At 39.3% G+C, this 23873-nt stretch carries 12 protein-coding genes; 11 read left to right on the plus strand and 1 reads right to left on the minus strand.

What is annotated here, in order from left to right; translation table 11 throughout:
* Positions 1-178 precede the first annotated feature (178 nt).
* The 6 genes from ACT29I_RS00870 to ACT29I_RS00895 all read left to right on the plus strand — a co-directional run bounded on the left by ACT29I_RS00870 (position 179) and on the right by ACT29I_RS00895 (position 16337).
* The gene (locus ACT29I_RS00870) at positions 179-1636 is read left to right on the plus strand and encodes a sulfatase (RefSeq protein ID WP_430932619.1); all 1458 of its coding nucleotides are present in this window, start codon (positions 179-181) and stop codon (positions 1634-1636) included.
* A 20-nt stretch (positions 1637-1656) separates the two neighbouring features.
* Complete coding sequence (locus ACT29I_RS00875; RefSeq protein WP_444792496.1) at positions 1657-5547, plus strand: InlB B-repeat-containing protein; 3891 nt, start codon at positions 1657-1659, stop codon at positions 5545-5547.
* 155 nt (positions 5548-5702) lie between these two features.
* The gene (locus ACT29I_RS00880; RefSeq protein WP_444792497.1) at positions 5703-8171 is read left to right on the plus strand and encodes a hypothetical protein; all 2469 of its coding nucleotides are present in this window, start codon (positions 5703-5705) and stop codon (positions 8169-8171) included.
* Positions 8172-8175: 4 nt separating this feature from the next.
* Positions 8176-11238 carry a sugar-binding domain-containing protein gene (locus ACT29I_RS00885; protein WP_444792498.1) on the plus strand — a complete coding sequence of 1021 codons (3063 nt, stop codon included), beginning with the start codon at positions 8176-8178 and terminating at the stop codon, positions 11236-11238.
* 36 nt (positions 11239-11274) lie between these two features.
* Complete coding sequence (locus ACT29I_RS00890) at positions 11275-13446, plus strand: beta-xylosidase (RefSeq protein WP_444792499.1); 2172 nt, start codon at positions 11275-11277, stop codon at positions 13444-13446.
* Positions 13447-13616: 170 nt separating this feature from the next.
* Positions 13617-16337 carry an alpha-L-rhamnosidase gene (locus ACT29I_RS00895; RefSeq protein ID WP_430932625.1) on the plus strand — a complete coding sequence of 907 codons (2721 nt, stop codon included), beginning with the start codon at positions 13617-13619 and terminating at the stop codon, positions 16335-16337.
* A 55-nt stretch (positions 16338-16392) separates the two neighbouring features.
* On the opposite strand, the gene ACT29I_RS00900 is transcribed toward ACT29I_RS00895, so the two are convergent.
* On the minus strand, positions 16393-17271 hold the full coding sequence (locus ACT29I_RS00900; RefSeq protein ID WP_430932626.1) for an AraC family transcriptional regulator: 879 nt from the start codon (positions 17269-17271) through the stop codon (positions 16393-16395).
* A 132-nt stretch (positions 17272-17403) separates the two neighbouring features.
* Between ACT29I_RS00900 and ACT29I_RS00905 the strand changes: the two genes are divergently transcribed.
* From ACT29I_RS00905 to ACT29I_RS00925, 5 genes are all read left to right on the plus strand, one after another.
* Positions 17404-18504, plus strand: coding sequence for an L-rhamnose/proton symporter RhaT (locus tag ACT29I_RS00905; RefSeq protein ID WP_430932627.1), 1101 nt, complete (start codon positions 17404-17406; stop codon positions 18502-18504).
* A 195-nt stretch (positions 18505-18699) separates the two neighbouring features.
* On the plus strand, positions 18700-19965 hold the full coding sequence (locus tag ACT29I_RS00910; protein ID WP_444792500.1) for an L-rhamnose isomerase: 1266 nt from the start codon (positions 18700-18702) through the stop codon (positions 19963-19965).
* Between the two features lie 147 nt (positions 19966-20112).
* Entirely contained in the window at positions 20113-21231 is a 1119-nt protein-coding gene (locus tag ACT29I_RS00915; RefSeq protein ID WP_444792501.1) for a class II aldolase/adducin family protein, read from the plus strand.
* Positions 21231-22610: an FGGY-family carbohydrate kinase gene (locus tag ACT29I_RS00920; RefSeq protein WP_444792502.1), complete on the plus strand. Its 1380-nt coding sequence runs from the start codon at positions 21231-21233 to the stop codon at positions 22608-22610. Before ACT29I_RS00915 ends, ACT29I_RS00920 begins: the two co-directional genes overlap by 1 nt.
* Before the next feature lie 61 nt (positions 22611-22671).
* Positions 22672-23826 carry an iron-containing alcohol dehydrogenase gene (locus tag ACT29I_RS00925; RefSeq protein ID WP_430932632.1) on the plus strand — a complete coding sequence of 385 codons (1155 nt, stop codon included), beginning with the start codon at positions 22672-22674 and terminating at the stop codon, positions 23824-23826.
* Positions 23827-23873 lie beyond the last annotated feature (47 nt).

Here is a 23873-nt window from a genome sequence, read left to right on the forward strand (position 1 = left end):
CACATATGTTGCATTGTGAAACATTTATTCACTTGTGACCTAATGTTTACACAATGGGGCACAAAACTTAACAAAGATTGCTTCGCAAGTAACTTATTTAGTATTGTGAATCAGAAAGGCAAATTTCGATTCAAACCAACCATTCATCTATTTATAATTTACGATTACGGTATAAAAAATGGCACAATTAAGGACAATGTTTTTGGGACTGGCAATATTTTTCGCAACCATAGGTTGCTGCCATTTCACTTTTGCAAAAGGAGCACAACCCAATGTGGTAGTTTTTTTAGTAGATGATTTAAGAGCAGAACTAGGATGTTATGGAAGTGATATTGTTAAAAGTCCTAACATTGATGCACTGGCTAAAGACGGTGTTTTGTTTAACAATGCCTATGCGCAACAAGCCATTTGCGCACCTTCGCGCATGAGTATACTGACTGGTTTGCGACCGGAGTCCATTGGCATTTATTCTATATTCACCCCACTTCGTAAGGTGCATAAGGATATGGTGACTATGCCTCAGTTTTTCAAAGAGAGAGGTTATACAACAGTTAGTGTAGGAAAAGTTTATCATCATGGGCATGATGATATGGAGAGTTTTTCTATACATATCCCTAAAGAAATAAATTCATGGGTGAAGCCTGAAAGTTTAGTCATCATCGATAGCTTAAAAAAGGCAGGAGTCAAAGGCAATGGACCTCCTTTTGAATGTGCTGATGTAGGTGATGACGCTTATAAGGATGGGCGTGCAACAACCAAAGCTATTGAGATACTGCATAAAATTAAGGATAAAAAATTCTTGATGTTCGTGGGCTTAACTAAGCCCCACCTACCATTTAATGCACCCAAAAAATATTGGGATCTTTATAACAAAGACGATTTAACAGTGCCTGAAAAAACGACACCTATAGGTATGCACCAACTGGCATTAACCCGCTGGGGAGAATTGCGAAATTATGATGGAATTCCTAAAGAAGGACTTTTGGATGATGACCTGTCGAGAGATCTAAAACACGGCTATTATGCCTGTGTGAGCTATATGGATGCGCAAATGGGAAGGATAATGAAGGCTTTGGAAGAGTTGGACTTAAGAAAAAATACCGTGGTTGTGTTAATGAGCGATCATGGATGGAAACTAGGTGAATATGGAGCGTGGTGTAAGCATACGAATTTTGAGTTGGATGTGCATGTGCCCATGATTATCAGTCGGGAAACAGGTTATAAAGACAGGGTTACTAATGTAAAATCCGATGCATTAGTCGAAAATGTCGATTTATTTCCCACAATAGCTGAGCTATGGGGATTAAAAACACATCCTCTTGAAGGTAAAAGTTTATTGCCATTGGTGGATAACCCAAAATTAAAATGGGATAAAGGGGCTTACAGTTTATATGCAAGAGGTAAGGCCATGGGTATTACTTGTACGGATGGCGAGTGGCGTTATACCGAATGGCGTAACGGCATAACGCAAGATGTAAAAGGAGCTGAGCTTTATAGATATGAAGAAAACCTTCAGGTGGCAAAGGAGAATTTTGCAGGAAATCCTGAATATAAAAAGGTAGAAGTTAGAATGAAAAAACTACTGGAGAAGCAATTTCCGGTTGACAGAACCTCTTTCTATCCAGACGAAAATTAGAATCAAAAAAAATCTACAAAATGAAAATAGTTAAAACGAAAATTGGGTGGTTGTTGTGTGTATGGCTATTGGCAGCTTCTTCTTTTGCGCAATCCTTGCAACATCCTGTAATTTGGACTACACCAAAAGACAAACCTACAGTATTAGCGAAAATTGAAAATTATACCTGGGCCGAAAGTATAATCACAAAAGCGAAAGCGGCCATTGATGATAAAGTCAATACGCATGTAAGCAACCCGGATGCTATTTTAAATACCATACCTGTCCTTGCATCAGATGATAATTTATCTGAAGCTGCAGCCAGTTCAAATAATGCTAAGCATTCCAAAGTGTTGAATTATGCATCTTATGCTGCCATGGTGTATTACGTAACAGGTGAAGAAAAATATGCGCAATTTGCAGCAGATATCCTATGGTATTATATCGAACAGCTAGCTCCGAGAACTCCTGCAAATACAGCAATGAGTGGAAGTAACTTTTATGATCCTCGGGCCGGATATGTGCAGTTTTCCATCGCTTATGATTTTATGGTCAATTATTTGAAGCAATCGGGCACCAAGGTATATCAGAAATCTACCAGTACTAAAGTGGCTTTTGATAATGTTATGGCGCAAAAAGCAGTTTATAATGTTGCCATGAATGCCTTGCATGAGCATGGAGGAGCAGATACTAAATATGGCAAAGTGGTAAGCAATCACCCTATATTAAGGGCTCCCGGTGTTTTGTTTAGCATTCTGTGTGTGGAAGATGATAATGAGCGAGAAAGGATGTTTGATGTGTTCTGGCGGGTTGGAACAAAGGAGCAGAATTCATTTACCAAAAGCATCTTACCAATGTTCGGGGAACAAGGTATTTGGCCGGAAGCGGTAAGCTATAGCTTTATGCAAAACATTACATTGGTACTAAATATTGTTGATCGCCTTAAGCCGGAGTTGAATGTGATGGATGATAATATGCGAATTCTCGATGGTAATTTTCTTTTCGATAACCTCAGGATGCCCAATAGACGTTTTGTTCGTTATGGTGATTCTCATAGAGACATTGACAAAACCGGTGAAATTTACCGTTATACCTTAAATTTGGCTACCAGAAGAGGATATGATGCTTATATACAAAAAGCGAAAGTCGCTTTAAGGCATGGTTATGATGCTGAGGGTGGCTATAATCCCATTGTTCCGATTACTACTTTTGGTAACTACAGGGCTTTTGATCAATTGTTCTGGGGTATTGATATTCCTACAACCATTGAAGGTGAAATAGACTTCCAAAAACCAACTGTTATAATAGAGCATGCCGGTGTAGCTCTTCAGCGTAATTATGTAGAAGAGAACAATGAAGATTACGGATTGTGCGGTATCATTGGAGGAGCGCATTATGTACATTCGCATTGTACAGGTATAACCATGGAGCTTTACGGAGCTGATTATATTATGGCAGCAAATGCGGGACTGCCCAAAACCCTGGCCGAAAGAAGCGAGCCTGAACATGAAAACTATTTTTGGCGTCATGCGGGTAACAATACCATGATTGTAAATGGAACAACACACGGAACTCAGCCAGGATCCTGGAATACGGATTCTTATTTAATGATGAATACCACAGTAAATGTCGCTGCCGAACCAAAACATTTGGAGGATCCCATAAATCCTAACTTCAGTTTTGCAACCCAGTTTTTAGATGACAAAATAAATGATGACCAACAGCAACGAACTTTGAGTACGATCAGAACAAGTGAAACAAGTGGGTATTATTTTGATTTGTTCCGTTCAAAATCTCTTGGTGCAAATAATTTTCATGATTATATCTACCATAACCTGGGCGATGCTATCCATATCACAACCATGGATGGAACGGAGCTGAGTGTCTCCCCAACTACCAGGTACCAAAATGACATAGGTGATTTTCAAAAATCTCCGGGATGGAGATTTTTTGAAGAAACAAATGTGACAGATGCAACCGATGAAGCTATTCAGGTACGTTTTGATTTAAACGAAACCAATACCTATATGAATATGTTTGCCCCTGCTGGTATAGCGCGTGAGTATACCAAGGCGCTTGGGCCTGCAACCCGTGAAGCAAAGGGTGGGTATATCAATAAAAAAACACAAATACTAGCCGTAAGACAACAAGGTGAAGCCTGGAATAAACCTTATGTACATATTTTCGAACCTTCAAAATCTACCAACTCAAGTGTGAAATCTGTAGAACATTTATATAGTGGAGATGTAATTGTTGGCGCTAAAGTTTACAGTCAGATTGGTGATAAAGTAGTTACGGATTATGTGATTTGTCAGGAGGATGCCGCAAAGGTGTTTACATGGACCGAAGAGGGGATAAGTTTTACGGGAAGATTTGCAATTGTACGTTCAGAACAAAAACTGGATAAGGCATATGTAACCTTATATATTGGCGAAGGAACGAGTCTGGCTTATGGCGAACACTCACTTGATGCGGATAGTGACAAAAAGGGGCAAAAGGTAATTGAGGTCGATGCCGATATGAGTCGCATTATAGGTTTTAAAGATCTTGAAAATAACCAGGAAGTGGCCAAAGGATCTAATATAGATGTTGAAGCGATTGTGGGTGCTGATTTTACCGAAGCAACCCTATTTGTAAATGATGTTAACGTTGGAACGTTAACCGAAGCTCCTTATGTTTGGTCGTCAGTTCCCGAGTTAACAAATATGACGGAACTGGAATACCTGATAAAAATTGTAGCTAAGGATGCACAGGGAGAAGTGGAAGAACGCACACTTACTATTTTAACCCCTAATCAATGGGCTTATACCGATGATAATCTGCCTCACCCAATTCCAGGAAGAGTGGAATTCGAACATTATGACAATGGAGGCAAGGATATAGCCTATTGGGACAAGTTAAATCAAAATTCATCCTCATTTAGACCGGATGAGATGGTGGATATCAGTTCGGATGGTACAAAAGTCCGTGATATTAAAACAGGTGAATGGTTGGAGTTTACGATTGATGTTACGGAATCAGGAAATTATGATCTGGAGGTTCGACATCAAACACGTCGTAGCCCCGCATTTAAGCAGCTCACGGTGTCTTTTCCCGAAGAAAACATCACTTTTTTAAGTGATATAGTAATGACTAACACAGGTTCTGGTAGTTATTTAACAGAGACTATTGGGAATATTTATTTAGAAGAAGGAACCCATGTATTACGGTTTAATATGCTGGAATATGGCTTTGATTTAGATTATTTTGAGCTGACCAAAACCTCAGATGCTTATAAAGTCACTTTTAATGGGGGTGAAAATATTACAAATGCATACTCAGGTAATGATGGAACTTGCGAGCTTCCTGCAACACCTACACAGGTAGAAAAGGTATTTGTAAACTGGGTTACAAGTACAGGTGAGACGTTCGATGAAAATACAGTGGTAACAGAAGATATGGAAGTGACTGCAACATGGACATGGAAGACATTTAGTCTGAATATTGTATCTGAGCATGGTCAGGTAGCTGTAACTCCCGAACAAGACGAGCACGTAATTCATACGGAGGTGACCATAACCGCTACTCCTGATGAAGGTTATGAATTCGTATCCTGGTCGGGGGATTATACAGGAACCGATAATCCATTGACATTAAAGGTAGTATCCACTTTAAATATGACTGCTAATTATCAAAATAATACCGCCGTCAAATCCCATGTGGAAAATATCCTGAGAATTAGTCCAAACCCTTCTGAGGGGGTGTTCACTATTAAACTAATTCAAAGTGAGAATGCAGAATATAATTTGTATAATCTCAATGGAACAATTGTGAAAAACGGAATTTTCTTCTCTGAAGCAGAGGTTAATGTGGAGAGAAATATAAACGGACTGTTTATGCTGGAAGTAATAACCGAGCGTGGAAGAGAAGTTCAAAAAGTAATAATAAGATAGTTGTTAGGTTTACTCCATAATACACCACAGCAAAGGTCTTAGGACAACCTGTTGCTGTGGTGTATTTAAAAAGACAAGATGATTAAGTTTTATGGAAGAACAGAAACTTGGCAGTCAGTAGAAAACAACAATAAAGTAATTACAAGATATTATTTATGAATTTTCAATATATTAAAATATTTGCTTTAATCTTTTTAGCCTTATGCAGTGCATTAATAAATGCACAGTCTTTAAAGCATCCAGTGATATATACAACGGTTGATGAGCGAGAGGAAGTTTTAAGTAAAATAGAAAAATACGACTGGGCAAAAAGTATCGCTTGCCAATTGCACACGCAAGTGGATCCGCACATAAAAATCCATCAGGCTGATCCGGGAGCTATTTTAGGAGAAATTCCTGTTTTTGCAAAGAATGATCATCAGAATGCGGAGTCTCAGGCGGCACCATTTGCCCAGGGGCATAATAGAATATTGTCTTTAGCCGCTAAAGCAGGGATGCTTTATTATATAACCGAGGATGAAAAATATGCACAATTTGCGGCAGATATTTTAGCGGCATACGTTGATGAAATAGCCCCAAGAACCCCGCAAACAACTTCGATTTGTGGTTTTGCATTTTATGATGCCAGGACTACTTATGGGCCTTTTGCGCTGACCTATGATTTCATTTGGAATTATTTGAAGAAGCCAGACCTTAAAGTATACAATAAAGCAACTAATGCTTATGTATTGTTTGATCAGGTTAAAGCGCAAAAAGCAATGACCAATATTGTGGGTAATGTATTACAAGAGTATGGTAAGCCGGATCGCCATGGTAAGTTCATTTCAAACCATCCTATTTTAACTGCAACGGGTGTTTTGTTCGGAATTCTTTGTGTTGAAGATGACATGGAACGCGAACGTTTGTTTAATGTGTTTTGGGAAACAGGAACATGGCATCAAAACTCATTTAAGCATACCATTTTACCGATGTTCTCCGATCAGGGTATATGGCCGGAGTCATTAAGTTATAGTTTTATGCCCATAATTACCATGGTATTAAATATTGTTGATAGAGTTAAGCCAGAAATGGATGTGACTGCTGACTATATGCATGTTTTCGAAGGTAATTTCCTTTTTGATTATTTAAGAAATCCAGACAGAAAATTTGTCCGATATGGGGATTCAAAACGAAATAATGATAATACGGCTGATCTATACAGGTATACCTTAAGCATCGCAGAAAGAAAAGGTTATGCTGAATTACAACAAAAAGCAGAACTCGCACTGCAGCTATCATATAAAGCTCAGGGAGGCTATCATCCACGTATAACACCAAATCAAATTTTCAATAATTTCCAAGCACTTGAATTATTTTGGGGTCTTCCTGTTCCAAAGGAGGTAGAAAGTGATATGGATTTTAATAAACCCACCGTGATTGTTGAGCATGCAGGTGTGGCTTTACAACGGAATGCCGTGGAGAAGGACAATGAAACCTACGGTTTGTGCGGAATAATTGGCGGAGCGCATTATGTACATTCTCATTTGACGGGTATTGCAATGGAATTGTATGGAGCTGGTTATGTAATGGCTCCCAATGCAGGTTTGCCTCCTTCGGTAAAAGAACGTAAAATTCCGTTGCACGAGCATTATTTTAGGCTTTATGCTGGTAATAATACTGTTATTGTAAACGGGACATCACATGGCCGTGATGAAGGGTCGTGGAAAGGCATGGCCAATGTTTGGCAAAATACAGTCAAAAATATAGCGTCTGAGCCCAAACATTTGGAAGAGCCAATTTGCGCAAATTTTAGTTTTGCTACTCAGTTTCTAAAGGATGAAGTGAATAATTGCGACCAGCAACGTACCTTAAGCACCATCCGTACCAGTGAAACAACCGGATATTACTTCGATATGTTTCGTTCAAAGTCTAACGATGAAAACAAATTTCACGATTATATCTATCACAATTTAGGAGACAAAACACAACTAAGTAATAAAAATGGTAAGGTTCTGGATCTAAAACAAACCAACAGATACCAAACCGATATAGGTGATGTTGTCCACTCTCCTGGCTGGCGATATTTTGAAAATACGGAAGTTTCTTCTCCAACAAAAGAAGCCATTAAGGTTCGTTTCGATATAAAATACGACGACAGATATATGCATATGTTTATGCCAGCAGGTGTCACACGTGAATATACCAAGGCATTGGCTCCTCCTAGCCGCGAGGCCCGTAATGGATATATTGATAAGAAAACGCAGGTGCTGGCTGTTCGTCAGCAAGGTGAGGCATGGAACAAACCTTATATAGCTGTTTTTGAGCCTTCAACCGAATGTGAATCGAGTATTCAAAGTGTGGAAGCATTAATGAATGGCGATAAGGTGGTTGGGGCTATCGTGGTTTCAAAGGTGAAAGATAAAATAATAACAGATTACATTATTTGCCAGGATAGTGCAAAAGATAGTTACATTAATAAGAAATTAAAACTGAAATTCGACGGCTGCTTTGGAATTGTTCGTACCCAAAGCAAAGGAGACAAAGTACAGGTTAGCTTATACATTGGTGAAGGGAGTAAGTTGAGTTTTGGAAAAAATGAATTAACTGCTGGTGAGAATAATAAAGCATTAAAAGAAATTAACTAAGCATATGACGACACGAACTAAATTCAAATTTATTTTAATCTTATGTTTGGTTTTGGCTGTGTTTACAGGTTATAGCCAAAGAAAAACAACGAATTTTAATAAGCAATGGAAGTTTATCCTGGATGAGGATAAGGAAAACTTTGCCAAAGAAAACTTCAATGATGCAAGCTGGACGCCTTTAGATGTTCCGCACGATTGGGCGTTTGAAAAAGGAGTGCGAACAGGCGGTGATCAGGGACAGGGTGGAGGTTACCATGATGGCGGAATTGGCTGGTATCGAAAATCGTTTCAGGTAAAAAACAAGAGCCTTTCAAGCACTACTTATGTCAATTTTGAAGGCGTATATATGAACAGCGAGGTATGGATAAACGGACAACATTTAGGCAAGCGACCGTACGGTTATATTAGTTTTCGTTACGATATTTCAGAATATTTACAGGAAGGTAAAAATACCATTGCGGTAAGAGTGGACAACAGTTTAGAACCTTCTGCACGCTGGTATCACCCTTGCGGAATTTATGCACCTGTTCAACTGATTGAAGTCAATCCACTACATATTTCGCCAAACGGAATTTTCGTAACCACACCGGAAATATCAGAGGATAAGGGTAGCGTTAATGCTCAGGTGAAGTTAACAGTTTCGGGGAAAGTGCCCCCAAAGACAATCCTAAAAACTTCCATTCTTTCTTCGGATGGCAGAGTGATCGCAAAGGCCAAACATAGTGTTTCTGATACATCAAAACCATTTGACTTAAAAATGGATGTGAGCAAACCACAGTTATGGAGTCCGGAAACCCCTGCCTTATATGTGCTGGAAACGAAGGTAATGGTGGGCAAGAAAGTGATTGATGTGGTGAAAACAAATTTTGGGTTCAGAACCGTTAAATGGGAGCAGAGTACCGGTTTTTGGTTAAACGGTGAGAATATTAAGCTAAAAGGAGCCTGCGAACATTGGGAAGGTGGCCCGGTTGGTGGAGCCTGGACTAAACCAATGCTGCGCTGGAAATTGCAACTTTTAAAAGATATGGGGTTGAATGCCATTCGCCCTTCTCATAACCCAACCCCTCCCATGTTTTACGATATTTGCGATGAAATTGGTTTGTTGGTGATGGACGAAATTTTTGATGGCTGGCACAAAAAAGCCCCACAGGATTATGGAAAGCAGGCTTTTAATGACTGGTGGCAACGCGACATCAAGGAGTGGATTACCAGAGACCGTAACCATCCAAGTATTTTTGTATATAGCCTGGGTAATGAAACACATAGCGACATTGCGCCCGAGTTGGTAAAATTCAGCAGAAACATTGATAATACCCGCTTGTACACTTCCGGCGCCGGTAATAGTGAAGACATGGATATTATTGGTGTGAATGGAGGTTCCGAGAACCAATCTTTTATTGAAAACAAAAGCTTCGATAAACCTTTTATCTCTACCGAAGCACCACATACCTGGCAAACCAGGGGATATTATCGTACCCACACATGGTGGCGCGATAATGAATTGCCCAATACTTACCCTCTACCAAATCTAACGGAAAAGGAGATTTTCTTCTATGAAGGTATCGACCCCCAAAAATGGAAGAACAGAAAACAACGTTTTAATTCCTCGTATGATAATGCGACGGTTCGGATTTGTGCCCGAAAAAATTGGGAGCAGATGCGTGATAATCCATGGCACAGTGGTCATTTCCGTTGGACAGGGTTTGACTATTACGGGGAGGCAGGTTTGGTTCATGGCGGTTTACCATTTAATTTATTTATGGGAGGAGCACTGGATGTGGCAGGTTTAAAAAAAGATCTGTATTACTTCTATCAAAGTCAGTGGACTAATGAAACAGTATTGCATATGCTTCCTCATTGGACCCACCCTCGCATGAAAAAAGGTACGATTATACCTGTTTGGGTTTATTCCAATGCCGATGAAGTAGAATTGTTTTTAAACGGTAAGTCCTTAGGCAAAGATAAGCCAGGTACCGTGTGGGATGAGATGCAGTGCGATTGGATGGTGCCTTACGAGAAAGGGAAATTAGAAGCGGTAGCCTATATCCAAGGAAAGGAAGTAAAACACCTTGAGGTAAACACAAGTAAACAACCATCAAAACTAAACCATACCGTTCAAACACTAGAAGCCGAAGACGGTTTTCCTGCAAGTTATATTTTAACATCAGAGGGTTTGGATAATGAAGGAAACTTATTTCCCTATGCCGAAAACAGAATATACTATCGTCTGCAAGGGGGTATTCAAAAGGTTTCCATGGAGAATGGGGATCCTATTGACCCAACGAGTCGTACAAAATCCGATTTTAGGAAAATGTTCTTTGGGAAAACAAGGCTGTTTCTGGAAGGAAATGATCATTGCACTGAGGCTTCTGTGATCACCGCCTCCATACTTGGAGACAAAAACCTTTACCTATCCAATGAAATTGCGATAGAAGCAAAACAAATTCCTGTTTTAGGTAATACAGATTTTCCTGAACTAAGTATCAAATACACGACTGATGGTTCCGACCCTAAAACGAATGGTATTAAATATCTATCTCCTTTTGAGGTTTCGGATGGAACTACCGTGAAAGCTATTGTCCTGCAGAATGGCATGGTGGTTTTATCCATGGAAGAGGTCTTTGGAGAAAACGAGGGTTTGTTCTGGGGAGATGAACATTCGGCTGATATGTGGATAGGAAGAGGTGTAAATATTGCTGCGGAAGATGCGCTGTTAGAAGGTGAAATAAAAGTTAGTGATAATGCACATCGTTATAAAGGTAGCGGCTTTGTAGTTTTTAATGGCCAGGATGGCGCTATTACTTGGTACAAGGAAAATGATGGTGAGGCCGGTGATTTTAGTATACGCTTTAGGTACATGCACAACAACATAGGAAAATTGCACCCCATGAAATTATTTGTCAATGACGAATATGTTAAAACGTTCGAGTTTAAGGCAACCGGTGGTTGGGAAAAAGAGTGGAAGTTTGTGAACACCATTGTCAATTTTAAATCGGGAGCCAATAGTATAAGATTGGAGACCACAGGACAAAGTGGACCCTATATAGATGAGTTATTTGTGGATTAATAAAATAGAGATTGAATAATATTTAAATACAGAACAATGAAAAAAGGTATAATTTTTTTGACGGCAGTTATCCTATTCACAGGATGTCAACAAAAGCAAACAAAGCAGTTGAGCAAAAAAGATGCAGAAATTGCAGTTAAAGTTGAGAAGCTTTTAAGCCAAATGACCTTAGAAGAAAAAATAGCCGAGATGACCCAGGATGCACCTGCCAATGACAGGTTGGACATTCCTGTTATGAAATATGGAGAAGCATTACATGGATTATGGCTTGTTCTTGACTATTATGGGAATACTACTGTTTATCCGCAAGCCGTAGCCTGTGCTTCAACTTGGGAACCTGAGCTCATCAAAAAAATGGCTTCTCAAACGGCGCTGGAAGCCCGTGCTTTAGGTGTTACTCATTGTTACTCTCCTAATTTGGATGTTTATGCAGGAGACGCTCGCTATGGTCGTGTTGAAGAATCTTATGGTGAAGACCCTTATTTGGTTTCACGAATGGGAGTTGCATTTATCCAGGGTTTACAAGGTACAGGTGATGAGCAATTTGATGAAAACCATGTTATTGCAACGGCCAAACATTTTGTCGGATATCCTGAAAACCGCCGAGGTATAAATGGTGGATTTAGCGATATGTCTGAGCGTCGTTTACGTGAGGTTTACCTTCCATCGTTTGAGGCGGCTGTAAAGGAAGCACAGGTAGGTTCCGTTATGCCGGGTCATCAAGACTTCAACGGCGTTCCATGTCATATGAATACCTGGTTATTAAAGGATATCTTACGAGATGAGCTTGGTTTCGACGGTTTTATTGTTTCTGATAATAATGATGTAGGTAGATTAGAGACCATGCATTTTATTCCTGAAACCAGAACAAAAGCGGCTATCTTAGGATTAAAAGCGGGTGTAGATATGGACCTGGTAATTGGTAAAAATGTTGAACTGGCAACATATCACTCAAATATATTGAAAGATACGGTAGAGCAGGATCCTTCATTAATGAAGTATATCGACAAAGCCACATCACGTATTTTGACCGCAAAATATAAATTAGGGTTGTTTGATACAGAACAAATAGAGATTGACGAGGAAACTGTAAATGCTGGTCGTGAAGAACATCGTGAGTTTGCATTGGAAATAGCGGAAAAATCTATTATCATGCTGAAAAATGATAACAATCTCTTACCTCTTGATCTATCAAAAATCAAATCTTTAGCTGTTATTGGACCTAACGCCCACGAAGAAAAACCTAAAAAAGGAACCTATAAACTATTGGGAGGATATTCAGGATTACCTCCATACTACGTTTCAGTTTTAGATGGTTTAAAGAAAAAAGTAGGTAAAAAAGTAAAAATAAACTACGCCAAAGGCTGCGATATTGATAGTTTTTCAAAAGAAGGATTTTCTGCAGCTGTATCTGCTGCAAAAAAGTCGGATGCAGTTGTTTTAGTTGTGGGTAGCTCTCATAAAACGTGCGGTGAAGGTGGAGACCGTTCTGATCTTGATTTGTATGGCGTTCAAAATGAATTGGTAGAGTTGATTCATAAAACAGGTAAACCTGTTATTGTTGTTTTAATCAATGGTCGTCCATTAAGTATAAATTACATCGCCGAAAATATCCCATCTGTGCTTGAGACATGGTATGGAGGTATGCGAGCAGGTGATGCTGTTGCCAATGTTATTTTTGGTGATGTAAACCCAGGTGGTAAACTGACAATGTCTTTTCCTCGCTCGGTTGGACAGGTACCTGTAACATATCTGGAACGTCCTGATTTTATTGGTTCGGGTAAAGGGTTATATCGATTTAGTGATAAGTCTCCATTATTCGCATTCGGTTATGGATTGAGTTATACAACTTTTGAGTATGGAACACCAAGGTTAGTAAAGTCGGCTATTAAGGTAGGTGATGCCACAACAGTATCGGTAGATGTTACCAATACAGGTAAACGGGCAGGTGACGAAGTAGTCCAAATGTATGTGAGAGATGACTATGCTTCTGTAGGCCGTTATCTTAAAATGTTAAAAGGATTTGAACGTATCAACCTTAAACCAGGCGAAACCAAAACAGTAGAGTTTGAATTAAACCCGGAAAATCTGGCTGTTTTAACGCAGGACATGAAAAAAGTAGTTGAGCCCGGTACTTTTACAATTTCGATAGGTACTTCATCAAGGACAGAAGATTTAAAGACAGTAAAATTAAGGGTAATCGAATAAGTTAAAATGTCTGGAACTATATATCTTAGTTGCCCCTATGATTTGATATGTCTGGATATTACCGCAGAATACGTATAGTTAGCCTATTGACCTATCCATAGCGTATTCTGTGGTTTGTTTTTTAGTTATTAGGATTATAAAATGCACTTAGTGTCTTAAAAATATTAACAATGAAATATATTGTAAAAGAGCTTGCTGTAACTATTTTGCTGGGTATGTTTGTTACATCTGTTTCTGCCAAAGTAAAAGTGGGTGAAACAGTTTGTGAGTACCACATTAATCCAATTGGGATAGATGTGTTAAAGCCCAGGCTTAGCTGGAAAATGTTTTCGGATAAGCAAAATGTAACGCAGTCTGCTTATGAAATAAGAGTAGCTGAATGTGAATCTAATCTTATTAAGGGAGATAAAATAACCTGGAGCACTGGCAAGGTCTTAAGTGACGAATCGGTAAGTGTTGAATACGCAGGTCCAGCATTAAAATCATCACAAAGAGTTTATTGGCAGGTTCGTGTTTGGGATAACAACGGGAAAGTGAGTGACTGGAGTAGGCCTGCTTATTGGGAAATGGGCATTATGTCATCTGATGAGTGGAAAGCGAAATGGATAACCAAAAATGAAAATAAGTCAAGTAAGTCACTTCCCGCTCAATATTACAGAAATGAATTTTCAACATCAAAAGAGGTGAGTTCTGCTCGTGCTTACGTAACCTCCTTGGGTTTGTACCAATTGTTTTTGAACGGAAAAAAAGTAGGCGACCAATTATTTACGCCGGGTTTTACCAGTTACAAAAAACGTTTGCAATATCAGGTTTATGAGGTCACAGGTATGCTTCAAAAAGAAAATGCCATTGGAGCGATGGTGGGTGATGGATGGTATCGTGGGTATCTGGGATGGGATGGCGATAAAGCGTATTATGGCGACCAGCTTTCATTGTTGGTTCAGTTAAAGGTGAATTACAAAGATGGAACAAGTGAACTGATAACCACCGATGAAAACTGGAAAGTTTCGTATGGGGCTATTCAGGAATCGGACATATACAATGGTGAAAAATACGATGCTACCCAAGAAATGGATGGCTGGGCTGACAGGGGGTTTAATGATGATGACTGGGAAACAGTAGAGCTTATTGATCATACAAAAGATATTTTGGTTGCATCAAATGGTCTGCAGGTTCGAGCTATTGAAGAACTTAGACCCATTGAAATAATTACTACGCCTAAAGGAGAAACAGTTCTTGACCTGGGTCAGAATATGGTAGGATGGGTTCGTCTGAAAGTAAATGGTGAAAGAGGAGACAAAGTAACGCTTCAGTTTGCAGAGGTGTTGGATAAAGAGGGAAATTTCTTTACTAAAAACTTACGTTCCGCCGAGGCTACAGATTCCTATACCTTAAAGGGAGGAGGTGAAGAGGTTTATGAGCCTCATTTTACTTTTCATGGTTTCCGCTTTGTAAAATTAGTTGATTATCCGGGTGTGGTAACTAAGGATGCTGTTACAGGAATTGTAATTCATTCTGATATGAAGCAAACGGGTAATTTCTCATGCTCTAACCCTTTGATTAACCAGTTGCAAAGCAATATTCTTTGGGGGCAGAGGGATAATTTCTTGGATATTCCAACGGATTGCCCTCAGCGTGATGAGCGTGTGGGTTGGACAGGTGATACGCAGGCCTTTAGTATGACAGCTTCTTATAATTTTGGAGTAGCTCCGTTTTATGACAAATGGTTGAAAGATTTATCGGCAGACCAGCAGCCGAACGGTGAAGTTCCAAATATTATTCCTGATATGTGGAATAATAAATTTGGAGGTTGTGCCGGTTGGGCAGATGCAGCCCTTATTGTGCCCTGGACAGTTTATAAAGCATATGGAGATAAGCGTATTTTAGAGCAGCAATATTCAAGCATGAAAGCCTGGGTTCAGTATGTCAAGAAAAATGCAGGTGATGATTATATATGGAACCAAAGACGCCATCAATGGGGAGATTGGTTGAGTTATAATACCGATAAACCTGGCTATCCGGGGGCTTATACCGAAACTGATTTAGTAGCGACAGCTTATTATTGTTATTCAACTTCGCTTTTAGCTAAAATTGCAAGGGTATTAGGAAAAAATGAAGAGGCAAAGGAGTACGAAGAATTAGTAAAAAAGATAAAGGCTGCTTTTGCTAAGGAATATATCACTCCTAATGGTCGTTTGGTCTCGCATACACAAACAGCTTATGCTTTAGCCATCACTTTTGATTTAATCCCGGATGAACTTAAAGAAAAAGCTGCTCACTATTTTGCTGAGGATGTGAAAAAGTTCAAACATTTAACAACTGGCTTTTTAGGAACGCCCATATTAAATAGTAGCTTGTCTGCCATTGGTCGCGACGATTTGGCTTTTATGTTGCTAAACCGTAAAGAGTATCCGGGTTGGTTATATCCTGTTACGCAAGGGGCTACAACCATTTGGGAACGTTGGGATACACAAAAGCCAGATGGTACTATCATTGATGGTATGAATAGCTTTAATCATTATGCTTATGGAGCCATTGGAGAATGGTTGTATAGTTACGTAGCAGGTATTAGTATCGATGAAAATAATCCGGGATATAAACATATTTTATTTCACCCACATCCAGGTGGTGGATTAACAAACGTTATGTATGAGCTTAACACCATGTACGGAGAAGCTAAATCAGCCTGGGAAATTAAAGGAGAGCAATTTATTTATGAAGTTGTTATTCCTGCTAATTCAACAGGAACTGTGACTTTGCCTAATGCCAAAGGGAAGCCGGTAATGGTTAACTCAAAGCCCATTAAAACAATGGTTAAAACAGATATCACTGAATCAGCAGGTGCTTTAAAGTTGACGTTGGGATCGGGTTCCTACAAGTTTGTTTACTAAAATTTCATCTACATATATTTAATGGAGAGGTTGTTAGTCTTCGGATTAGCAACCTTTATTTTTTTATTACGGTACCTCTCAATTCTGTAGGATTTTGTCCAACTTTTTTCTTGAATAGACGACTGAAATAATGGATACTCTGAAATCCCAGTTCATAGCTTATTTCCTTTATGTTTTTATCGGAAGTAAGGATGAGTTCTTTGGCTCTCATAATCTTTAAATCCAAGTGATATTGATGTGGTGAGATGCCTGTGTACTTTTTAAACATCTTTCTAAAATAGGAGTATCCTATACAGTTCTCTTCCGATAGTCTTTGAAGGTCTACTTCTCCCTCAATATGTTCGCGCATATGGAAACGTGCTTCCTGAATCAGTTTCTCGATAGGTCTGCCGGTAAAGTTTCTTTGTTTTTGCCAGGCTACTATATAACCTAACAATTTGATGATAAGACCTGCCGCAATATGCTGGTTGCCCGGATCCTCGTTTTTAATGAGTTCAAATATTTTATAATAGGTATCAATAAAATCTTCACGCACACCACAGTTGATAACAGATTGTCCTTGAAGGATTTGGTTTTCCTGAAGAAAATGTTGCGCCAGCTTTCCATCAAAACCAATATAGTGTTCTAGCCAACCCTGGTTTTTGTTAGGTCTGTATCTGTGCCATTCATCTTTTCGTATAATCATTAATGAACCAGCTTTAACGATAAATTTCCCTCTTTCGTTTTCCAGCACTCCTGATCCTTCTGTTATAAAGTTAATTTGGTATTCTGGCAAAGTACGGCCATTATTCCAGGTAAAGTAATACCCACTTGGGTGTTCCGGCGAAGGGTAGGTAATTCCGGCAGGAATAGTTGATTTTCCGGCAACATTTAAATATAAGCCCCAATTTTTGTCTTCTTCACTGGCTGTTATATATTTAAAAAAATCTTTCATTGTTAGTCCAAAAAGTGCAAATCAAACGCCATTTTGTGTATTGTAAGTGCGTGTGTATCTATATATTTTTGTATCAAATAAGTTTTTAAACAGAGATAAAAGTATTCATTTTATTATACTAAAAACAAAAATATGCAAGCATTATTAGGAATTATTTTTCATTCATTGGGTGGGGCGTCATCAGGAAGCTGGTATATGCCATATAACCTTGTAAAAAAATGGCGTTGGGAAATTTACTGGATAGTAGGAGGTCTTTTTTCGTGGTTAATAATGCCATACATAGCAACAGCACTAACTTCTCCCGGATGGCTGGATATTTTGTCAGCCACAGACTCGTCAACAGTTCGCCTTACCTATATCTTAGGTGTATTGTGGGGCATAGGCGGCCTGACTTATGGTTTGGGAATCCGTTATTTGGGCATGTCTTTGGGTAATTCGGTATTACTGGGGATAACATCGTTGGTAGGGTCTCTGGGCTTACCTATTCTCCGTAATATAGGTAGTCTGGGCGAAATTCTGCCGGAAGGAGATTCTTTTACCGATATGCTCTCAACAACCAGTGGACAAATCGTTTTGCTCGGGATACTTGTACTTATGGTTGGGATTGTTTTATGTGGCAAGGCCGGCCTGATGAAAGATAAGGAACTTGCAGACGTAAAAGAGGGTGTAAACAGTGAATTTAAACTTACTACAGGTTTAATAATTGCTGCGATTTCGGGCATATTGAGTGCTTTTTTTAGCTTTGGAATAGATGCTGGAAAAGAGATGGGTGAAGCCGTTCGAGAAATAGCAGTTACTAATGACTTCTCTTTTGTAAGCGATGGTAAATATTTGTTTGAGAACAATATTATCTTTTTGGTAATCCTTTGGGGTGGTTTAACAACCAATCTCATTTGGACAGTTGCCCTGATTCTTAAAAATAAAACGGGTGGCGATTTTGTCGACACCAAAACTCCATTGTTAAAGAATTACCTTTTTTGTGCATTGGCAGGTACAACATGGTTTTTGCAGTTCTTCTTTTATGGTATGGGAGAGACAAAGATTGGTAATGGCGCCAGTTCATGGATATTACACATGTCCACAATTATCCTTACAGCCAACTTTTGGGGTTTCTATCGTAAGGAATGGGCAGGCGTTTCTAAAAAAACCAAAACCACGATTTTGCTCGGAATTGGTCTGATCCTGTTATCGGTAATAATTATGGGTATTGCCAAGACCGATTTCGCCCACTAAAAAGTATCCAATAAATCGAGGGGCCTTATTATGCACTTAAATCAAGGGCAGAAGGGGGAATACATCAAGAGATATAACGAGATATGGCCGGAACTATATCAGTTGTTAAAAAGAGCGGGGTGAATGATTATTCAATCTTTCTGGTGCGTTAGTAAAAGTATTTTAATTAAAACAAACAGTATAATTCAACATAAAATGGCAAGTAAAGAAATGATTACAAAGGCCTATGAGTTGGCCAAAGAGCAGTATGCAGCGTTAGGAGTAGATACCGAAGCGGTATTGAAGAAAATCAATGACATTAAAATAAGTCTCCACTGTTGGCAAACGGATGATGTTTCAGGAACCGAGAACCCGGATGGACAGCTTTCCGGTGGTATTCAGGCTACAGGTAATTATCCCGGTAAGGCCCGTAATGCTGCTGAAATTATGGCTGACCTGGAGAAAGTGATGTCCATGCTTCCGGGAAAACAGCGTGTTAACGTACATGCCTTATATGGTGATTTCTCCGAAGGTATGGTTGATCGTGATGAAATTAGCGTGAAGCAGTTTCAGGGATGGATAGATTGGTGTAAAGAGCAAGGTATTGGTATGGACTTTAACGGTTCATTCTTCTCACACCCTAAAGCGGATAGCGGTTTTACTTTGTCTTCTAAAAACGAAGAAATTCGTAAATTCTGGGTAGAGCACCTGAAACGTTCTCGCGAAATCGCTGCCGAAGTAGGCAAGCAATTAGGTACTCCATGTGTTTTGAATACCTGGATTCCCGATGGATCAAAAGATACACCAATCGATCGTAACGGAATGCGTGCCCAATTAACCAAGTCGCTTGACGAAGGAATGGCACAAGATTTCCCTAAGGAACACATGAAGGATGCCGTGGAAAGTAAAGTGTTTGGAATTGGAGCTGAGTCTATGACTGTTGGTTCACACGATTATTATTTAGGATATGCCATCAAAAACAACAAAATGATCTGTTTGGATAACGGTCACTTCCATCCAACAGAAGTAGTAGGTGATAAGATTTCATCTTGTCTTCAGTTTGTTGATGAAGTATTGCTGCACGTAACACGTCCAATCCGTTGGGATTCTGACCATGTTGTAACGCTTAACGAAGAGGTGCAGTTAATTGCTTCTGAAATTGTACGTAACGACTTTATTGATAGAGTAAACGTAGGTCTTGACTTTTTTGATGCTTCTATCAACCGCATTGGTGCTTATGTGGTAGGTACCCGTGCTGCCCAAAAAGCATTTATGATAGCCATGTTAGAACCTACTTCTACTTTAGTGAAATATGAAGAGAACGAGCAGAACTTTGAGCGTCTGGCTCTTCTTGAGGAGTTGAAAACAAAGCCATTTGGTGCGGTATGGGATTACTACTGTATGAAAGAAGGAGTTGCTGTAGGTGAGGATTATATCGCTGAAATACAAGCTTACGAAAAAGAAGTATTGTCAAAACGATAAGTTATATATAAGGCAGGTTGAAGAATTGTACTTGTTTGCCCAAGTCATTCTTCACCTGCCTTTTTTAATACAATGGCAGGTATGCCGATACCCTTAATGTCATGTTTGTCATTCTCCTAAAAATCAGTGTATCTAAGTAATTTAAAAATGGATAAAAATATTGATCGATTAATAAAAATATCCCAAACCTTCGGGAAAAACCCTGATTATATCATTGCCGGAGGCGGAAACAGTTCCTATAAGGATGAGGATAGAATGTGGGTAAAAGCCAGTGGGACTTCCATGGCCGATATCGATGAGAACGGATTTGTATGTTTGGATAGAAACAAGATGCAAGTGTTGTCTGAGAAAACCTATAGCGACGATGCAACGGTGCGAGAGCAGGAGGTAAAACAGGATTTGCAGAATGCTATTTTATTTCCTGAAGGAAAAAGGCCGTCGGTTGAGGCCAGCATGCACGAGGTTATTCAGTATGCATTTATTATGCATACGCACCCAACCCTCGTAAACGGGGTCTTGTGTGCCAAAAAATCCAAAGAAATGATTGAGGACCTGTTCGGGGACGATGTGGTGTATGTACCCTATACCGATCCCGGTTATGTGTTGTTTAAAGAGGTCGTTAACGCTTTGCTAAAATACAAAGAAAAAAAAGCTAAAGAAGCCCAAATTATCTTCCTGGAAAACCATGGGGTGTTTGTGGGGGCCGATAGCTGTGAGGAAATAGAAAAGATCTATACTGAGATAGAAGAGAAGTTAAAAAGCAAGGCTTCTTCCTGTCCGCCCGATTCGGGCAAGGGCGACAATGAAGCGTTGTTGAAGCTGGCCGGACAAATAGAGTTAAATGGAGAGGAGAGCAAAGTTTATGCAGCTGTTGATGACAGTGAGCTAACCAAATCATTTGTTAAGGATGCCAATAGCTTTGCCAGTGTAAGTGTTCCTTTTACACCGGATAATATCGTGTATTGCAAATCGAAATATTTGTTGGTTACAGATAAGGATGATGTGAATGCCAGGATTGCTTCTTTTAAGAAGGAGTGTGGATATAACCCAAAGGTAATTGCATTGGAAGGAAAGGGACTGGTATGTATCGAAGAGAACATGAAATCGGCAAAGATTGTATTAGATGTGTACAAGGATATGATGAAAGTGAGTTATTTATCTGAATCGTTCGGGGGGCCGCGCCCTATGACCCAACAACAAATCGATTTTATTGATAATTGGGAAGTGGAGAATTATAGAAGAAAAATATCTAAAGAAAGTAAGTAATGAGTGCGACTAAAGTTATAGCGGTATTTGATATTGGTAAAACAAATAAAAAGATTTTGTTATTCGATCAGAATCTTAAAGTGGCTTATCAACATGAGCAAAAATTCGAAACCTCAGTCGATGAAGATGGTTTTGAGTGCGATGATATCAAGCTGATACAGGATTGGATGGTAGATACCCTGAGTTCTATTATAGACGAAGGGAAGTTTGATATTCAGGGCATTAACTTTTCGACCTATGGGGCATCATTGGCCTTTTTAAATAAAGAGGGTGAACTATTAACACCTATTTATAACTATTTAAAGGAGGTAAATTCTGATATTCAAGAGACTTTATTTTCAAAGCATGGCGGAGTAAATGAGTTTTGTCGTCAAACGGCTAGTCCTGCCTTAGGTTTGTTGCTGAATTCCGGTATTCAAACACTTTGGTTGAAAAAGGAGAAGAAAGAGATTTGGGACAAAGTGCATGATGTGCTTCACTTCCCTCAATACCTTTCGTATGTATTGACGGGTAAAATATCTTCAGAACCAACCTCTATCGGTTGTCATACCTTTATGTGGGATTTTGATAACATGCAATACCACCCATGGGTTAAAGAAGAAGGGGTTGGCCTTCCCGAGCCGGTCAATAACGACACCGTTTATACTTGTACCATAAAAAGTAAAGAAATAAAAACTGGGGTGGGTATCCATGATAGTTCAGCTTCCCTGGTTCCTTATCTTGCTAATTCGAAAGATAAATTTATCCTGGTTTCAACAGGGACCTGGTGCATCAGCATGAATCCTTATAATGACGAACCATTAACTGCTGACCAACTAAAAAATGATTGTTTGTGTTTTTTAACACCTCAAAAACAACAGGTGAAGTCGTCACGTTTGTTCATGGGTTATTTTCATGAGAAATTAGTTGAAAAGCTAAACGCCTATTTTACAATAGATGCTAATTATTTCAAATCGGTAAGTTATCAGCCAGACCTTATAGAAACCTTGAATAAAGAATTCAGCGATAGTAAAGTCTTCTTCCCGGAAGGAATAGCTGGTTTCGATAAAGGATTGGATATGATAGATTTGTCAGTATTCCATTCGTTCAATCAGGCCTATACACGTATGGTGATGGAACTAACGGATTTGTGTATAGCTTCTATTGATTTAATTATCCCTGCCGACGATAAAACGGAAATATTATACGTTTCGGGAGGATTTGCCCGAAACCCTATATATATCAAGCTCTTGTCGGATCATTATGCCAATAAGAAGGTGTTTACTTCCGAAATTGATAATGCCAGTGCACTGGGAGCCGCTTTAGTTATTGCTGACAACCTGCATGGTTTTGAAAGCAGTAATATAGATTTGACAAAAGATACAAAAACTCTAACTTAGTGTGAAGCGCGTTAATTTAAACGGACTACACTCTTCACACTAAATTAATAAACAAAATAAAATGAACGCATCAAGAAAAATTTATTTGCCCCCATTGAGTATTGTGGGGCCTGACTCTTTAAAAGAATTAGAAGAAGAGTTTAAGTCAAGAGGGTTCAACAAAGCCTTATTAGTAACGGACAGCATGTTACTGGAAATTGGTTTGGCCAAGGAAGTAGAAAGCATTATGGAGGCTGCCGGTTTAGATTATGTAGTATATAGTGATGTTAAACAAAACCCAACTGTTGAGAATGTAAACAAAGGTTTAGAGGTGCTTAAAGGGAACGGTTGCGACTGTATCGTTACTTTAGGCGGCGGATCACCTCAGGACTGTGGTAAAGCCATTGGTATTTTAGCAAGCAATGGTGGGGCTATCGAAGATTATGAAGGAATTCATGTTTCAAAAAAGAAGTCTTTACCAATTATTGCGATCAATACTACAGCAGGTACGGCCAGTGAAATTACCATCAACTACGTGATTACTGACGAGAAACGTAAGGTAAAGATGGTGATGGTAGATAAAAACTGTTTGGTGGATATTGCCGTTAACGATCCTTTGTTGATGTTAAACAAACCTGCGGCATTAACTGCAGCTACCGGTATGGATGCATTAACGCATGCCATTGAGGCTTATGTTACCTTAGGTGCTTACGAATGGTCTGACACACTTGCCATAAAAGCCGTTAAGCTGATTGGGGAGAGTTTAAGAGATGCTGTAAAAGACGGTAAAAATGTGGAGGCCAGAAGTAAAATGGCCTGGGGGCAGTTTATTGCAGGACAGGCATTCTCGAATTGTGGGTTAGGTTATGTTCACTCAATGGCTCACCAGCTTGGAGGTTTGTACAATCTGCCTCACGGTGTATGTAATGCAGTTTTACTTCCCTACGTAGAGGAGTTTAACGCAGACGCATGTGGCGATAAGTTTAGGGATATTGCCGAGGCGTTGGGAGTAGATACTGCCGGAATGAGTACCGAAGAGGCAAATAAAGCTGCTATCAAGGCTATTAAAAAGCTATCTGCAGACGTTGGGATTCCAAGTGGGCTAAAGGAATTAGGCGTTGACGAAAAGGATTTTGAGTTAATGTCGAAAAACGCATTGTTAGATGTATGTGCCGGGGGTAACCCTAAAGAAGTAACGCTTGAGGATACAATTAGTATTTATAGAGCTGCGCTTTAATTTAAAAAAACGGATTTTTTAGAATTAGATTTTATGAACAATCAGGT

It is taken from the genome of Saccharicrinis sp. GN24d3 (assembly GCF_052400645.1).
In the GTDB taxonomy this organism is placed as follows: Bacteria; Bacteroidota; Bacteroidia; order Bacteroidales; family Marinilabiliaceae; genus Saccharicrinis.